This is a genomic window from Niastella vici (assembly GCF_002077945.1).
GTDB classification, from domain to species: Bacteria; Bacteroidota; Bacteroidia; order Chitinophagales; family Chitinophagaceae; genus Niastella; species Niastella vici.
This window is the reverse complement of the sequence record NZ_LVYD01000041.1, coordinates 217,833-234,501: the sequence shown is the minus strand read 5'-3', so window position 1 is coordinate 234,501 and position 16,669 is coordinate 217,833. Positions and strand designations below refer to the sequence as shown.

Sequence of the window (16,669 nt, the reverse complement as noted above, 5' to 3'; positions counted from 1 at the left end):
AATAATTTATGAGCACGTTCAACGATATAGCACGGTATGCTGAAGGCGAGATGAATGCTGATGAACGGTCGGCCTTCGAGGTGGCCCTGTTGGCTGATGAATCGCTGCGTAATCAACTGGCTTTATACCAGGAGGTGCATGGTTCGCTGCAACAACATTTTGGCGCCGATGAGCAACGTGATCAATTGCAGAATACGTTGCAATCAATGCGTGGTGAATTCTTTGGCGCTGCCACGCAGCCTGCCCGGGTAGTACCAATGAAACGGTATTTGCGTGGTGCTGTAGCAGTGGCTGCTATTTTGATTGCCGTAATAGTTATTTGGCAACCCTGGAAGCCAGATCTGTTCAAAGAATTTTCTGAAACCAGTATGGTGGCACCTGCTGAACGGGGCGATGCTGCGGATGATCTATTGGAACAGGCCGTTGAGGCGTTCAATAAAAAAGAATATGCCACTGCGGCAACCTTATTGCAACAGGTAAAACAACAGGATACGGCTAATAGCACTATCAATTTTTATTATGGAGTTGCTTTGCTGCAGACTGATAAGCTAAAAGAGGCCCGGGATATTTTTAACCGGTTGTTTGCAGCGCAATCTGCTTTTAAATTCGAGGCGGCGTTTTACCAGGCGCTGGGATATTTGAAAGAGGGCAATAAAGTAGCCTGTAAAGAATGGTTACAAAAGATACCTGCCGATGCAAACGAATATAACAGAGCACAAAGGCTGTTACAACAATTATAAATTTATAACATGATAAGTGGCGAAGGCCCCAATGGTGAAATACTGTTACAACTGGTAGCAATGAAAATGCCCTTTGGTAAATACAAAGGGACCTTGTTGTGCGATCTGCCTGAATTTTACCTGTCCTGGTTTAAAAAGAAAGGATTTCCCAAAGGAAAAATGGGTGTATTGCTTGAAACCCTGTATGAGATCAGGCTGAATGGGTTGACTTATTTGTTGGAACCTTTGAAGAAGGGGGGAAGTATGCCCCGGTAAAATAAGCCTGTTTTGATCTTATGCCCTTAACCACTTTATCATATGCGGATAAGAAGGGATATTCAGCCGGTTGGCTTTTTTTTCATTAGCGGTTAAACCGATCTTTTCGAGCATGGAGAGGCCAATATAGCTTTTCAACCGGCAGCTATCTGTTATATAATCCCTGCCGCCGCGATATCCCTGCTCGTGAAAAACAAAAAAGGGATCAATTAATAAATTGATGCAGGCCGCATACGACCAGGCAATGGCCATGATCTCTTCCATTTCCCGGTCTTTTCTATTAATAATGTTCCGCTCAGATAAACCAGATCTGTCGATACCCGGTACTACTGCAATGTGACCTGCTTCGTGCAAAATATCGCCCGGGTTTTGCAGCACATCTTTATCGATAATGATTGTTCCCTTATTGATCAAAAGACCAGGAAGAAAACTGTTTTTGCCAATCTTTCTGAATGTAGTTTCAATTCCGATCGTATGTAAGAATTCAATACTTTTTTCAAACAAGGCCATTTCATCAAACTCGTGATCCGTCATTACTAATGTGGGTGTTTAAAAACGCAAACGGTGAATATACGATAGTTTCTGCAGACGCCAATTCCGCTTAAAATGCAAGGCCCGGTTAGATGTGTTTCTAACCGGGCCAGCACATATATTATTAATTATTGACTGACTTACACCGCTGCACTTTCTTCCTGCATAGCTACCACCTTTTCAGGCGCTTTTGCCGCTCTTGCTTTTCTCTTCTTACGGCCCATCAGGTAAATATTTAAACCGGTAATGGGTAAACTAAAAGCTACGATGGCCGCGATCAATGCAAGTATTTGCGTAGGCCAGCCGTACAACCGCCCGGTATGTATGGGGTAAATCATTCTGCGGATCTTGTTTCCTGTTGAATAATTTTTAAACAGATTTTCTTTTAAAAGCCGGCCCGTGCCTTTTTCAAAGTAAAGCGCATCAACGACGTTATTAACGGAAGCCTCCCTGTTCATTTTGTTAACTGTAACAGACTGGTTCTCTTTTTCAGGAAACAGCATGGTAACGCGGCCTTTATAAGGCAGTTTGTTATTGGTTTGCTGGTAAAGTGATTCGTAAAAGCCTGCTTCAACTGGTTGGCTGATCTTATTAACCGGAGCTTCATTCTTTTTCATGGGTTTGCCGTCGGCCATTAAATAAATGGCATTATTAAACCAGGGGTAGGCCCAGGTAAGCCCGGTCAATGAAATGGCTAATAATACCAGGTGTACGTAAAAACCGCCCACCGCATGCAGGTCCCAGTTCAGGCGTTTCCAGTTTGATGACCAGGCGATGCGGGTGCGTTGTTTTAATACCTGCCAGCGTTTGGGCCACCAGAGTACAAGCCCTGTTATGATCATGAGCACAAATATGAGACAGGATGCGCCGGTAATGGCTTTGCCCACTTCATTCATGCATAAGCGGCGATGCAGGTCTAATACAAATCCGAAAAAGGTTTTGCTTTGATTCCTGGCTTTGATCACTTTACCGGTATAGGGGTCCACGGCAATATTCCAGGTTTGCATTTTTCCTTTTTTGGCCATGATCACCACCGAGTGATCGGGGGCCTGGGTTTCGGCATAAATGCGGGTAAGCTTCAACGCCGGATTAAAGGCAGCTGCTGCATGCACCAGGCTATCCATGGGCAGGCGTTGGGCATTTTGCGGTACGGTCACAAAATAAAAATCATGGTTTGCCCACTCATCGAGCTCGTCTTCAAATACCAGCAATATGCCGGTACCTGCAACGATCAATACCACCAGCCCCGATGCCAGTCCCAACCATAAATGCAGTTTACCAAAGAGCTGTTTCAACGTCATTGCTTGCTATTGTATAGGATATAAAAAGAGTCCCGCCATTTGGCGGGACTTTAAACTAATCAGAGCCTTAACATCTGGCTGTATTGTGGTGACTGCCAGGGCAACCAACCAGATGTAGGCTATTATTTATTTGATCCGCTAAAAGTTCCATTAAAACCGGTAAACAGCAAAAAATTCCAGGGACTGTCTGTCAGTTATAAATAAAACACTTATGTGGACCTACCTGTGTACACTCATGTAAAGAGCTAATGTGCAAAACGGGTAAAGGACATATAGCACCAATTATTGATTTGTGCATACGACACTTATTGATTTAAATGCATATATCAAATTGCAAATGTCTTTCATTTGATGTTTTCGTTTTGCGCAAAACATTTGCGCAAAATGCGCGCTGCGGGGGCAAATGGGCTTACGGAATTGGAAAGAGAATTTACGGGATTGGGAAGAATTTTAACGGTGAGGTAAATTAATGGTGGTCAATAGCTAAGGTTTTAGCAGAAGTAAGAGATAAGAAGTAAGAAGATCTAAAATTTCGTAATTCACGGCTTTTATTTGGAGGCTATTGGGTAAATCCTACTTCTTATTTCCTACTTCCTATTTCAATTTTTTCGGGGTATTCAGAATCAATTTTGAAAAATGATTCAATAATAGCCTACTCCGACTTATACTTCTGCACCAGATACAAACCTGCTAATGTCAATAGCATACCGGTAACGGTAAAAATTCCAATAGGTTCGTGCATCATTACACTGGCAATAATAAAGCCGGCAACGGGGCAAAGGAATAGCCAGAAAGAAGCTTTAACGGCATTGTCTTTCAACAAATACAACCAGAGCTGAACACCCACGATGGATACCGGTATGGCCAGCCACAGGATGGGCGCCATCATTTTCATGCCCCATACATTTTTTGTTTTGTCGTAGGTAGCTATAGCGGCCGGTAGCAAAAACAAACCGCCCAACATGGTTTGCCAGCCATTAATGGTGAGAATGTGCAGGTTCTCCCAATTCTGTTTTGAAAAATAAATAACACCGGCTGAATAAATGATCATACACACCATGAGCAAACCAATTCCGCCCGGCGTGGCATAACTGTTTTTAAACAGCGGCCAGGCGGCCAGCAGCACACCGCACATGCACAACACCAAACTGGTAATGGTAATAAACCGTAACCGGTGACCAAATATCAGGGTGGCCATCAGGTTAATGAGGACCGGATTGGTAGCTATGGCCAAAGACCCCAAACCTGCTGATACATGTTGCATGGCCAGCACGTACAATCCCAAATACAACGAAATGTTGAGCAGGCCATAAATGGCCAGTTGTTTCCATTCGTTTTTTTGCGGAAGACGTTTTCGTAAAATGCCATGGGAAATAAACAGCATTAATAAACCGGCAATAAAAAAGCGGGTTATACAAATAACAAAAGGTTGTGCAACCTGTAAACCAAATTTGGTAGCGACTGCAGCAGAAGGCCAGAGTATTGAAAAACCCAATCCTGTCAAAAACCATAACCAGCCTGCTGACTTCCTGCTATTTCCGGGATCCCCTTGCTGCTTCAATGATGTATGTTTAGGGGAACAAAAGTAACTCTAGTTCGTGAAATGATGAAACCGCGAAACAGGCGTGTGAAGCAGGAGGTAAGAAGAGTACCAGGCTTCAGGCCTCGTAAATGAATTCGAAAACAGAAAAGGTGAGCTCGCTATTAAATGCGAAGCTCACCTTTTTATTATTTTCCTACTTCTTACTTCAGGTTATTGTATAATCAATTTTTCTACTTTATCGCCATTGTCTGTTACTACAGTAACAAAGTACATTCCTTTTAAAAGGTGCTGAACAGAAATTGAATTGGCGGTCCCTTTTACATTCACTGTTTGTATCAGCCGGCCTGTTGCATCGCGCAATTCAATGCGGTTGCAGTTTACCGAGGTATTGATGTACACCACGCCTTTTGTTACCGGGTTGGGCAGCATGCTGATGGTGAAATCATTATCGCTGTTATTGAGCGACCGTACCGGCGACAGCACATACTTCGCATCTTTATCTATTGTTTTTATGCGATAGTAGTTTATACCGGTTGCCATTTGTTTATCGGTGAACTGGTATTTGTTTTCTGCAGTGGTATTGCCTTTGGCTGTAACCGTACCAATTGTTTCATAATGGAGGCCATCGGTGCTTCGCTCAATAACGAAGTGATCGGTATTGGTTTCCTGCAGGGTGGTCCATTGTAACAAGGCGGTTTCGTTGTTCCTTGTTGCGGTGAACATACCCAGTACAATGGGTAAGGGCTGATTTTGCCCGGCGGCGCCGCTGTTGATCCAGAACTCGGAGAAACTGCTTACCTGGTATTCGGCATAATAACCATTATCGTATGGTATTATATCAACGTTCGAAGGCGTAATGAATGTATATGAATTGCTCGTATTGTCGGCCAGGGTGCCATTCTCTTCCGACGCCGTACCATGGTATTTGGTAACGCCGGATGCATATGCATCGGAGATAGTGCTACAGCTTGCGCAGCCGGTAGCATTGATGAGGTTGTTGGTTTCGGTATTCAGGAAGTAATATCGAACACTTACGGGACCCGTTGGGGCATTAGTAGGTTGAATAACAATATTCCGGTCGAGGTAATACTGATATCCATCGTTGCGCACGCCACCGGTGTTGATGTACACTTTAACATCGGTACTGCCCAGGTTCTGCCCATGTGGATTTATAGACACTACGCGGTTGCTGCCTGAATTAAAATGTATCCAGTTACTGCCGCTTACCGATTGGGTTAATCCGCTTGTGATATCGGCACCGCTGTAAATAATTGCTTTGTCAAATACATGGATATCATCGATGCCCACGCCTTCATACGTTACGCCGGGATCGGCATAAAAAACAATCCTGAACCTTACGGTAGTGCTGCCTATAATAGAAGCCGGCATATCAAAACTTGATACATGCCAGCGGGTATCTGAGATCTTCCAGGCCTGGTACAGCGAATTGTCGTACCAGTTAGTTCCGCTGCTGCTGCTGCTGCCCAGTTTGTACCAGTTAGTTCCATCGGTGCTGTATTCAACCCAGTGAAAATCGCAATTGCAATTGTCTTCCATTCTGAAAATATGGCTGAACGACAACACCGGTTGCGTAAGTCCGGTCAGGTTAAAGCAGGGTGAATACAGGTACGACAACTCATTGTTGTTATAATTACCTGTTAAATTGGTGACCCATGCATTTGTTCCGTTGGCTGCTTTGTTTATGACAGCGGCAGCAGGTGTGCCCCATTGCCAGCTGCTGTTGATGCCACCGGTATACCAGTTGCCATCGTTGCTTTCAAAGCTTTCGAGGTAAGGATAGCTGCTGATAAGCTGCGAGGTGCGGAAGGATGCTTTAAGGGTATCGTTGGTGCGGTAGCTGTCGGTTGCATAACTAACCCAGGTTGTTAGGTTGTATTGCTTAAAGGCTGAGAAATCGGCTGGTTGTGCAAACGTATAGTTCAGAACCTGTCCGGCCGTTAGGGAAGGAATAATCTCAGTTACCGCGGTGCTATTATCAACCTGGTACGAAACGGGTACATTGGTAAGCGTTGATGAACTGTAATTCTTTACCTGTATGGTAACCGGTTCTGCACTGCTGAGGGCGCATACATTGGTGGTAGCAGGGGCTACCAGTTGCACTATTGTAGCGTCGTCGGTAGTGAGGGTTATGGTAATATCATCGAATGTGTAACCATCATCGACTGAACCGTCAATGATCACCGAGTTGGTTGACTGGTAACCATGCTCGCCAAATTTTATCTGGAAACTGCTGCTTACTGTTTGGGCCGGCACTGCATTGGCCAGGGTTTCGGTTATATTTATTGGTGCAACGGCGCGATATACGCCAAAATCTGCTGTATTGTAAGGAAGAGTATAAACCGGTATCCAGGCACCGGTTTCACTACCCCTTATCCATACCTTGTTATTTCCTGCCGAATATTCAATACCCTGGTTCCTGAAATAGAAGGAGAGCCATAACTGGTCGGTGGCGCTGTAGTTAGCCAGGTTGAAGGTTGTGATGAGGCTATCGGCGTTTATAGAACTTGGATTGTTTAGCTGATCGAGCGTAATGGCGCGGTTTCCATTTCTGGCAATACCCGTATTAACAAATGTTCGGGCGCGTCCATTGCTGCTGCTCGAGTAGAAGTCACAGCGGTCGAGCCCATCGAAACCAAGGGTAACGCTGGAGTAAGCGTTTGCGGTAGCGCTTTCAAATCCTTCGGTATAAGAGGGGCTTAATGTGATAAGGTCATTTTGCAAATGTTTCACCACAGTTACCAGCGTATCGTTCGTGTGCGATGGATCGCTGCCGTAATCAACCCAGGCTTTTATGGTATAGGTGCCGGGTGTTGAAAAGTCGTAGCCTGACGCAAATGTATGGGTGTATGTGCTGTTGGCTGCAATGGTTTGGGTCGTGCTTTCTGTTATCGGGCTTCCGCCATTTACCTGGTAGGTGATGTTGAATGTGCCTGTGGTTGATGTGCTGCCAATATTTTTTATTCGAACCTGCGGTGCTACGGTGCCTAATTGCGACAGGGTGTACTTACGGCCGGTAACAGGCGCCACCAGCAGATCGGGACTCAGGTCGTTGTCAAAGGTTGGTGAAGCGCAACTGCCACCGGAGGGTATAATACTTTGCGCTATTGCCCGGCGGCCCGGTGTTGAACCTATTACCGGGCATACAGACAACCAGTACGTGCTGTCTTTGTTCAACCCACCCAATAAATAGCTGGTGCTGGTGGTGCTGGCCACCACGTTCATGTCTCCATTTTTGAATTGCATGATATCATAACTGGTGGCCGAGGGAATGGCGGTCCAGCTGAGATTGACATAGCCGGTACAGGCGCTGGTAATGGTGGGGGCTGGTTGCTGTAATATAGTGAATGTATAATCGCTTACATCGGTATAGGCTGTACTGTTACGGCTTACCCGCACCAATGCGGTGTTGGAAGGTGTATTGGGAACCGTCCATACATACAACCTCGCTGTTGCCGCTACGCTGTTGCTGATGGTTGTCCAGGTGCTGCCATTGTCGAGCGAATATTCAATCGTAAATGTATTGGTATTGTTGTCAGAAGCGCTCCAGCGAATGATCTCCGTTTCACCGGGTACCCAGGTTTCTTCGCCAAATGGATAAACGACATTGACGGCGGGCGCTGTTACCTGGTAAGCGACCACGAAATCCTGTGGGCCTTGCGGTACACTGGCGCCGGAAACGGTAACAGTGAAATTGCCGGCGGGTGGGTTATTGATCACCACCTGTTCAATGTTATTACGATTATCAGTTCCTTCAACGGCCACATTGTTTACGTTAGCTGCAGAAGGATCGAGTATGAGGGGTGAATGTACGGTAAGGTCAGGAGCGGTAACCGTAAGGTTGAGGTTATTCACCAGCGTGGTGCTGGCATAAGGCACTGCAGCGGGATCACTCCAGTACAGCATAACCTTGATCTGTGCGGTACCGGCCGGCACGCCTGTTATATTGAAAGTTTGGGTGCCACCATTGGTGATGGTGCCGTTGAAGTAGGTATGGTTCTCCAACGCTTCTACTGCATTACGGGCATTCAGGTTACCAAAACCAAATATAAAATCAGGACCTGCATTGCCGAGGTCATCGGCGCCATTGCAGGCTACCGCTTTGATCAATGCAGCAGATGGATCAGCGCCGCTATTCAATTGCCGGTAACGTTCGTACAATAAGCCCAGCGTACCTGTTGCTGTAGGAGCAGCCATACTGGTACCTGAGTTACTGGCATAGGTGTTATTGGGATAGGTTGACCAAATGGCATATCCGCCGGCCACGATCTCTGGTTTTAACCGGCCATCATCTACCGGGCCACAGCTTGAGAAATTCGCAATGTTATAGGTCCCATTGTCAATGGCACCTACGGTGAGCACATTCTTTGCGCTTTGGAAGCCCGATTTAACCGTGGCTAACGAAGCAGGATAGGGGGAGCAGGTATAACCCCCATCATTACCGGCTGCAAATACGTGTAACAGGGTGCTGTTGCTGTTCAACTGGGCATCTACATAATTGCTCAACACATCATAATCACCCTGGCCGGCACAACCCAGCGCTGCAGAGTGGTATGAGTTGTTGGTAAGCACCATGTCGTAATCGGCCATATAGTAAGGGGCGTTCACCAAAATGTCGCTGTAGTATTGACCTATGAGAGTGGCTTTAGGGGCCATTCCCTTGTATTTTGGATTTATTATGCCGCCACCGCCCATGGTGCCCATAGTATGTGTGCCATGGGTAGCAGGAGCTGCCGGGTTCCTGTTGATGAGCCGGCTGGCTATATCGAGGTGGGTGCTGGCATTGCCATTATCACCCAAACCCAGGGTAACATTAGTACCCTGCAGGTTACGGCCCGCAGTAGCGCTGATGGCATCTATACCCTGCGCGCCCCGGTTGCGGTTATTAATCGCTACGGGTTTCATTTGCTGGCTGCTTACATACGCAACGAATGGCAGGGCGGCTATTTTTTGTACGGTGGCCGCATCGGCGTTGATGAATATGACGTGCGCCGGTTGAATTTTTGTTTCTTCAATGTGGGCGCCGGTTTGTTTTAATTCGGCAACTGCAGTTGCTTTATCAATATTTCCGTAGAAGCTTACAGCGATCAGTTTATCGGGGTCGGGCATTGACTGGCTTAACTGCTTTGTGAGTGCAGGAGCAATTTTGTTTTTTGCTTCCAGCGTATAAACGCCGCCAATGGTACTCCTGTTAAGCTGGCCCGGTACCAACCGGTCGGTTATTTCGGCCAGAAAGGTATTGTCGGGAAGATAATCATACAACAAAATACCTTCCTGGGCCAGTGCCTGCCGCTCAGCCGCATCGGGTAGTTTGGTAAATTGAATAAGCGAGTAATACTTGTGCTTAAACCGGTATTTAAGCAGGGAGTCGGTTAAATGCGAATCATTGCGGAGGTTACGGGTTTTCGCGAGGGCGCCGCTTTTTAACTGAACGGGGCGCAGCACCTCCTGGGCAGAACTTTTCAATACTACAAGCAGTAATGAAAATGCGAGTAACGGATATTTCATCTACGGATTTTTAAATAGGAAAATGGTTCGGGGTTATAACATTAACGGATCGAAAAAGATAGTTACTATAAACGGAAATTGCAATAGATTAGTATGAGGGTAGCAATTGTGTAAGGTTGTTATAATCAACTTGTTAGACTATGTTTTGAAAGTAAAGTTTTCCCCACATACCCTGTACATGATTCCCTATATGGTAATTCCCTGTTTTAGACCGGTTTTCCGGGGTTTTGCCAAGCCGTGGGTACCACCTAATTTTGCAACCAAACAGTTACATAAACTTTTTGTATGCGTCGTGATGTTTTTCAGGCAATTGCCGACCCTACCAGGCGGGAGATCATTGGTTTGCTGGCGAATAAGACCTTAACCCTGAACGGGGTAGCTGAAAATTTTGAAGTAAGCAGGCCGGCTATTTCAAAGCATATAAAGATATTGACTGAATGCGGGCTGGTAGTGATCAGGCAGCAGGGGCGGGAGCGGTATTGCCAGGTTGATTTCAATAAACTGAAAGAGGTATCTGATTGGGTAACCCAGTATCATAATTTCTGGAACCAGAAGCTGGATGCGCTCGGGAGGCTAATAGAGGGGCAATAGGAAACACTTCGATTTTCCGCCGGAGGCGGGCACGCACTCAGGGCAATAAAAAACCCGGAATTTAAATCCCGGGTTCTATATAGTAACAACCTGTCATCTACTAGTGATGATGGTGTTGATGTTTTTCAGCCTCTTTTGAGAATTCATCTACTGAAACCGGTTTTTCAACAGCATTCACTTTTGTTTCGGCCCAGTCAAATACTTTCTCTGTTTGAATGCGGTGGTAAGCGTCTTCAACAAACTTACGGTCTTTCATCATACGGGTAATGTATTCAGCGATCCAGGGTTGTTCATCTTCCTGCATGGTCATACCCATATAACCGAATAATTGTTGTTTGGCAAAAGCCTCAATGTCTTCGTTCTTTACTTCGATATTGTTCTCCTGAACCAGTTTATCGGTGATCAGTGTCCATTTGAGCTGATTGGCGAATGTGGGGAATTCGTGTTCCACTTCTTCCTGGCTTTTCGGTTGTTCACCGCCGGTTTGCATCCAGCGTTTCAGGAATGATTCGGGGAACTCGATCTTTGTATGATCAACCAGTACGTGGTAAACCTCGTGCTGTAAATGATTTTTCGTTTGTTTATCCCAGTAGCTCTGGATCTCTTCTTTTATTTCATTGCGGAAATCGGCTTCAGTCTTGATATCTTTTTTGGGATATACGGCTTTGAAGAACTCTTCGTTCAGTTCGGCTTTTTCAACGAGGCCAACTTTGGTGATGGCCATGTTGAAGAATTTTGCAGCAGCAGCTTCATCGTGTTTATCGAGGCCGAGGTCGCCGAGGATCCACTCTCTTTCTTTTTCGTCGAAAGCTTTGTTCAACTGAATATTTAATACATCGTCTTTCTTCTTGCCGGTAAGGTTACCGCGGTAAGCTTCTGCAAAATATTTAACGAGGAAGGAGTTGTCTTTTTTGATACCGCCTTCTACTTCATTACCATTGGCATCAGTTTCGGTAAAGGTTACATTCAGTACGTTGTCATCTTCTGACACTGCATCTCTGTCGACCAGTTTACCATGACGCACCTGTAAACGGTTAACCTCTTCATTGATCATTTCTTCGGTTACGCTCACTTTGTAGCGGGTCATTTTTTCTGTTGCCAGGTCGGTAATATTAAAGGCAGGTTTTAAGCCTACTTCAAAATCAAACACATACTCAACGGGGTTATTCATGTCGAGTTTGGGAGCTTCTTCTGTGGCAAGCGGTAAAGGCTGGGCAAAGATCTCCAGCTTTTCGTTTTGCATATAGCTGCTCAGCTCTTTCTCTACCGTTCTTATAACCTCATCAGCAAATACCGACTGACCGTGCATTTTTTTGATCATGCCGGTTGGTACCATTCCTTTGCGGAAACCTGGTATATTGGCTTGTTTGCTATAATTTTTGAGTGCTTTTTCAAAAGAAGGCAGATAATCTGCTCCGGCTACTTTTATGGTTATCTTATCATTCAGCAGACCGATATTCTCTCTGGTTACAGTTGCCATAGCGCTTTTTTTTAAATTGGGTTGCAAAGGTAAGGCAAACCGGTAAATCGGTCAAAACGAGTCTCAGAGTATATTTCCCGCTAGGATTTATCCTGCAAAATTAGCAGGGGCACATGGGTTTCATAGGCCATGGCCGTGGTGTGGTTTTTTGAAAATACCCGTTCCAGAAAGGTGTGTTTATGGGCCACCATCACCAGCAATTCGCTTTTTTGCTGTTGCAAATAGCTGCTAATACCATGATTTACAGATGGTTCCTCGATAATGGCGTATTCATGGTCAAATCCTTCAAAAATTAATTCGTTGCTTCTTCGGCCGGTTGTTTCCAGTTCTGTATCGCCCCCATGGGTTTGGCGAATGAACAGGATATGGACCTTAGCCTGGAAGGTGCGGGCCAGCTCTAACAGGGGTTGAAACAGGGGAAGGCTTGTTTTGTAGCTGAAATCGCTGGCGTAGGTAATATATTTAAAGGGGGTATAAGCGGCGTCGTGGGGTATTACCAGCACCGGGGTCTTCACTTTGCGGGCCACGTTGGTGGTGGTGCTGCCGATGATCTTGTCGAGACCGCCGGCGCCTTTCATGCCTATGACGATAAGCCCGATCTCTTTTTCTTTTGTAAGGGTCTTTATTTCGTCGGAAGCGATGCCGATGCGTACCAGCCATTCCACTTCGAGCCCGTATTGGTCATGAAGCCAGTCAGCCTCTTTTTTGATCAGCTCTTCATTTTCCTTTTGCAGGTTATCGACCGTAACCATGGCATATGGCACCTCGCTGATGGGGGTGGGCAGCAAATAAGCATGAAAAAGAAGGAGTCTGGTATGTAACAGCTTAGCCAGTTCTGCAGCAAAATTAGCTGCATTGCGTGAGGCGGGTGAAAAATCAACCGGCACAAGGATGGTATTCATACAATAAATATTAGGCTGTATAAAGGTAACAAGTTTGGATAAGTGAATGATAATAAAGATCAGGCCAGGCCCTGATGATAATTAGTGGGGAAAAGCGGGATGTAGCCGATTATTTAATAACCCGACCAATGGTCGTATTCGAGCCAGGTAGTAATAATACTGAAGGCATACCGGATTCCATAATAGAGGAACCGGCAGATCTTACCGATCAATTTTTTTGTTTTAAAAGAGATTTCTTTTTTGGGTGTTGTCGACGGCATGTACAAGGTACATTTTGTAGCTGCCACAATAATACTGGGAAAAGCGGAACTGAGAAAGGGACCGGCGTAGCGGCAATTATAAATAAAACTTAAAAAAATGGGCTGGAACCGCATCATTTCTAATTATTAGGCGGCACAAAAATAAATATTCAAAATTTGCAATTGGCTTATAATCAAGCGTTTTAATAGCAGGGCAGGGTAAAAAGCTGATTTTCTTTACCAAACGAAATTCGCCGAAAGAACAACCATATCCAGATGGTCTTTGAAATTGTAGTATGAATAAGTTGTAGCACCTGTGCTCGTATAAGGACTATGTGTTATTAAGAATGTTTTGCTGTTCAATCGTGAAAAGCCTACTGTAAACAGTATGTTGAATGTTTTTAATGTGCGAAATGCCACGCCTGCGGCAATGCTGTGCATATCGTTCCCTGTTATATTGTAATTATGCGATCCTTGGCTGCCTATTGTATATTGTTCTGTGAAATGAGCCTGGTGCCATTGGGCGGTAAGAACCGGAAACACTTTTCTTTTGAAGTCTGTAATGGTAAGGTCTACACCCGTAGGGCTGATGGCACCTGCTTCTTTAAGCTTAAAATAGCCGGTACTGAAGCCCACAGCCGCATAACGCATTTTAACGCCAACCGCACCGAAAATGGCAGGTTTGAAGCCGCTTTCCAGGAGCAGGTTTTCGGTTTGTTTTCCTACGCCTAACAAGCCTGGAGAAACTTTTACATAAAGATGTTCTAAAATGAAGTGTTGCTTTTTTTGTTGGGCAAATAAAAGAACGGGAAAGAAAAGAGTAGTAATGGTTAACAGCTTTTTCATGGAGAATAAAGTTTACAGATACAGGTTTTAATAAGTAAAAACTGTCTGTTCTTTAATTTCCCTTATGTTCCCTTCCTGTTTTAATTAAATTTTAGCAACCGGAGCAAATGGGGGTACTTATTTTAATCGCCAACTATCATATTAAATGAAAAAGCCATCTGCCAGCCGGCGGATGGCTTTTTATCAAATTGGTGCGCATGGAGGGACTCGAACCCCCACACCTTGCGGCATCAGATCCTAAGTCTGACGTGTCTACCAATTTCACCACATGCGCTTTTTACAGGTTTGTAAGTTTTTAGTTTGTTTGTTTTTAGTTGGGTTCCCGGTCTTTAGAGTTCCCGAATAAAATCGGAAATCAGGCGTTTAGGATATAACTTAAAACTTAGAACTGATGAACTTATAAACTGTCTTTGGGGTTGCAAACATAGGGCATTTTTACGTAAATTCGTTAACTATGGATTCTGTTGCCGTGATATCGAAATATAATTTGAATGAAGAGCAGGAAAAAAAGCTAATACTTCGTGAATACCGGGCTCTGTTACGCGTTTTGAAACCCAAATTAAAACCCGGTGATAAAGAATTGCTGCGCCGGGCTTTTGAAATGGCTGCCGAAGCCCACAAGACCATGCGGCGCAAAAGCGGCGAACCTTATATTCTTCACCCCCTGGCCGTAGCCCGCATTTGTGTGGAAGAGATCGGTTTGGGCGTACGTTCTACCATTTGCTCCCTGTTGCACGATACCGTTGAAGATACTGATGTAACCCTGGAAGATGTTGAGCGCGAATTCGGCACCGAAATAGCCCGCATCGTTGACGGGTTAACGAAAATCTCTAATATCATCGACGTCAATGCCTCGGCACAGGCAGAGAATTTCAAGAAAATATTACTGACCCTAACCGATGACCCACGGGTAATTCTCATAAAACTGGCCGACCGCCTGCATAACATGCGTACGCTCGACAGTATGAAGCGGGAAAAGCAGTTGAAGATTGCTTCTGAAACAGTGTATGTATATGCGCCGCTTTCGCACCGCATGGGTTTATATACTATCAAGACCGAGTTGGAAGACCTGGCGATGAAATACCTGGAGCCGGAAGCATACCGGGAAATTGCCCGCAAGCTGGCGGAAACAAAACGCGAGCGCTCGCGCTACATCAATGAATTCATTAAACCAATAAAGGACAAGCTCGATAAAACCGGGTACGAATTTGAAATATACGGCCGGCCAAAAAGCATACACTCCATCTGGAATAAAATGAAAAAGAAAGGAGTGGCTTTTGAGGAAGTATATGACCTGTTTGCCATCAGGGTTATTTTGAATGTGCCCCTTGAACAGGAAAAAGAGGGTTGCTGGAAGGTGTATTCCATGATCACCGATGAATATACTCCATCGCCCGAACGCCTGCGCGACTGGTTGAGCAATCCCAAGTCGAATGGCTACGAAGCACTGCATACCACGGTGATGGGGCCGCAGGGGAAATGGGTTGAAGTGCAGGTGCGTACCCGCCGCATGAACGAGATAGCAGAAAAAGGGTTGGCCGCCCACTGGAAATATAAAGAGGGTACAGCCGATGAGAACCGCTTTGATAAATGGTTCCAACAAATACGCGAAGTGCTCAATACCCAGGATAGCGATTCCATCGATTTCTTACACGACTTCAAGACCAGTTTCCTGGCCGAGGAAATTTATGTATATACCCCAAAGGGCGATGTAAAAATGTTGCCTGTTGACAGTACGGCCCTCGATTTCGCCTTTGCCATTCACAGTATGGTGGGGTCGCAATGTATTGGCGCCAAATTAAACCATAAACTGGTGCCCATTAGCCATAAGCTGCGCAGTGGCGACCAGGTTGAGATCATTACATCGGCCAAGCAAAAGCCTAATGAAGACTGGTTGAATATTGTGGTTACGGCCAAGGCAAAAAGCAAGATCAAGGATGCGTTAAAAGAAGAAAAAAGAAAAGTGGCCGATGAAGGCAAGTATGTGTTGCAGCGGAAGCTCGAGCATATGGGGGCTGCCTATAACCAGCATAATGTAGATGTACTGTCCTCATTTTATAAACTGCCATCGCCACTCGATCTTTATTACCAGATCTCGATAAAGTCAATTGACCTGAAGGAGCTGAGCGAATTTCATGTGCTGGGCGATAAGCTGGAGCCGCCAAAGCCCATCAGGCCCGAACCAAAGCACGACCCGGTTCAGGCTTTACCCAAGAAAGATGCAGAACTGATCATTTTTGGTGAAAGCAGCGATAAGATCATGTATACCCTGGCCAATTGTTGTAAACCAATTCCCGGCGACGACGTGTTCGGGTTTGTAAGCACGGGCAAGGGATTAACCATACACCGCACCAATTGTCCCAATGCGGCCCGTTTGCTGGCCAATTACGGGCACCGCGTGGTTAAAACAAAATGGGCGAAAAATAAGGAGATTTCCTTCCTCACCGGTCTCAAGATCATTGGGCTCGATGATGTGGGGGTTATTCATAAGATCACCAACCTTATTTCGGGTGAAATGAAGATCAATATCAATGCTATGACCATTGAAGCCCGGGAAGGCCTGTTCCATGGGAATATCAGGGTATATGTGCATGATAAGGAAGAACTGGATGAGCTGGTGAACCGGCTGAAAAAATTGCCTGGTATTGAAACGGTAGACAGATACGATACAGAACAACAATAAGATTTCTGATTTGGGGATTTAGAGATCTTTTG

General features: G+C 45.4%; 12 protein-coding genes and 1 tRNA gene. 4 read left to right on the top strand and 9 right to left on the bottom strand.

The window, feature by feature from the left end; translation table 11 throughout:
- Positions 1-8: 8 nt before the first annotated feature.
- Positions 9-740 carry a tetratricopeptide repeat protein gene (locus A3860_RS10650; RefSeq protein ID WP_081146672.1) on the top strand — a complete coding sequence of 244 codons (732 nt, stop codon included), beginning with the start codon at positions 9-11 and terminating at the stop codon, positions 738-740.
- A gap of 9 nt (positions 741-749) precedes the next feature.
- Positions 750-995: a putative quorum-sensing-regulated virulence factor gene (locus A3860_RS10645; protein ID WP_081146670.1), complete on the top strand. Its 246-nt coding sequence runs from the start codon at positions 750-752 to the stop codon at positions 993-995.
- Positions 996-1,013: 18 nt separating this feature from the next.
- Here A3860_RS10645 and A3860_RS10640 read toward each other — a convergent pair whose 3' ends face one another.
- The 4 genes from A3860_RS10640 to A3860_RS10625 all read right to left on the bottom strand — a co-directional run bounded on the left by A3860_RS10640 (position 1,014) and on the right by A3860_RS10625 (position 9,896).
- Positions 1,014-1,529, bottom strand: coding sequence for a hypothetical protein (locus tag A3860_RS10640; RefSeq protein ID WP_081146668.1), 516 nt, complete (start codon positions 1,527-1,529; stop codon positions 1,014-1,016).
- Positions 1,530-1,666: 137 nt separating this feature from the next.
- Positions 1,667-2,827 (bottom strand): PepSY-associated TM helix domain-containing protein, encoded by a 1,161-nt coding sequence (locus tag A3860_RS10635; protein WP_081146667.1) that lies wholly within the window; start codon positions 2,825-2,827, stop codon positions 1,667-1,669.
- Positions 2,828-3,479: 652 nt separating this feature from the next.
- Positions 3,480-4,388, bottom strand: a complete 909-nt coding sequence (locus A3860_RS10630) for a DMT family transporter (RefSeq protein WP_081146665.1) — start codon at positions 4,386-4,388, stop codon at positions 3,480-3,482.
- 192 nt (positions 4,389-4,580) lie between these two features.
- On the bottom strand, positions 4,581-9,896 hold the full coding sequence (locus A3860_RS10625) for a S8 family serine peptidase (protein ID WP_081146664.1): 5,316 nt from the start codon (positions 9,894-9,896) through the stop codon (positions 4,581-4,583).
- A gap of 285 nt (positions 9,897-10,181) precedes the next feature.
- Between A3860_RS10625 and A3860_RS10620 the strand changes: the two genes are divergently transcribed.
- A complete protein-coding gene (locus tag A3860_RS10620) occupies positions 10,182-10,487 on the top strand; it encodes an ArsR/SmtB family transcription factor (RefSeq protein ID WP_081146662.1) in 306 nt (101 codons plus the stop codon).
- 100 nt (positions 10,488-10,587) lie between these two features.
- On the opposite strand, the gene tig is transcribed toward A3860_RS10620, so the two are convergent.
- From tig to A3860_RS10595, 5 genes are all read right to left on the bottom strand, one after another.
- Positions 10,588-11,967 carry a trigger factor gene (gene tig, locus A3860_RS10615; protein ID WP_081146661.1) on the bottom strand — a complete coding sequence of 460 codons (1,380 nt, stop codon included), beginning with the start codon at positions 11,965-11,967 and terminating at the stop codon, positions 10,588-10,590.
- A gap of 80 nt (positions 11,968-12,047) precedes the next feature.
- Complete coding sequence (locus A3860_RS10610) at positions 12,048-12,869, bottom strand: universal stress protein (protein ID WP_081146659.1); 822 nt, start codon at positions 12,867-12,869, stop codon at positions 12,048-12,050.
- Positions 12,870-12,982: 113 nt separating this feature from the next.
- Positions 12,983-13,129: a hypothetical protein gene (locus A3860_RS41065; protein ID WP_158085199.1), complete on the bottom strand. Its 147-nt coding sequence runs from the start codon at positions 13,127-13,129 to the stop codon at positions 12,983-12,985.
- 216 nt (positions 13,130-13,345) lie between these two features.
- Positions 13,346-13,954: a hypothetical protein gene (locus A3860_RS10600; protein ID WP_081146656.1), complete on the bottom strand. Its 609-nt coding sequence runs from the start codon at positions 13,952-13,954 to the stop codon at positions 13,346-13,348.
- A 189-nt stretch (positions 13,955-14,143) separates the two neighbouring features.
- Positions 14,144-14,228 (bottom strand) — tRNA-Leu (locus A3860_RS10595).
- Between the two features lie 180 nt (positions 14,229-14,408).
- Here A3860_RS10595 and A3860_RS10590 point away from each other — a divergent pair.
- Positions 14,409-16,637, top strand: a complete 2,229-nt coding sequence (locus A3860_RS10590) for a RelA/SpoT family protein (RefSeq protein WP_081146654.1) — start codon at positions 14,409-14,411, stop codon at positions 16,635-16,637.
- Positions 16,638-16,669 lie beyond the last annotated feature (32 nt).

Coding starts and splice junctions, on each gene's coding strand:
- A3860_RS10650 (WP_081146672.1), top strand. CDS start 9: ATGAGCACGTTCAACGATATAGCACGGTATGCTGAAGGCGAGATGAAT.
- A3860_RS10645 (WP_081146670.1), top strand. CDS start 750: ATGATAAGTGGCGAAGGCCCCAATGGTGAAATACTGTTACAACTGGTA.
- A3860_RS10640 (WP_081146668.1), bottom strand. CDS start 1,529: ATGACGGATCACGAGTTTGATGAAATGGCCTTGTTTGAAAAAAGTATT.
- A3860_RS10635 (WP_081146667.1), bottom strand. CDS start 2,827: ATGACGTTGAAACAGCTCTTTGGTAAACTGCATTTATGGTTGGGACTG.
- A3860_RS10625 (WP_081146664.1), bottom strand. CDS start 9,896: ATGAAATATCCGTTACTCGCATTTTCATTACTGCTTGTAGTATTGAAA.
- A3860_RS10620 (WP_081146662.1), top strand. CDS start 10,182: ATGCGTCGTGATGTTTTTCAGGCAATTGCCGACCCTACCAGGCGGGAG.
- tig (WP_081146661.1), bottom strand. CDS start 11,967: ATGGCAACTGTAACCAGAGAGAATATCGGTCTGCTGAATGATAAGATA.
- A3860_RS10610 (WP_081146659.1), bottom strand. CDS start 12,869: ATGAATACCATCCTTGTGCCGGTTGATTTTTCACCCGCCTCACGCAAT.
- A3860_RS41065 (WP_158085199.1), bottom strand. CDS start 13,129: ATGCCGTCGACAACACCCAAAAAAGAAATCTCTTTTAAAACAAAAAAA.
- A3860_RS10600 (WP_081146656.1), bottom strand. CDS start 13,954: ATGAAAAAGCTGTTAACCATTACTACTCTTTTCTTTCCCGTTCTTTTA.
- A3860_RS10590 (WP_081146654.1), top strand. CDS start 14,409: ATGGATTCTGTTGCCGTGATATCGAAATATAATTTGAATGAAGAGCAG.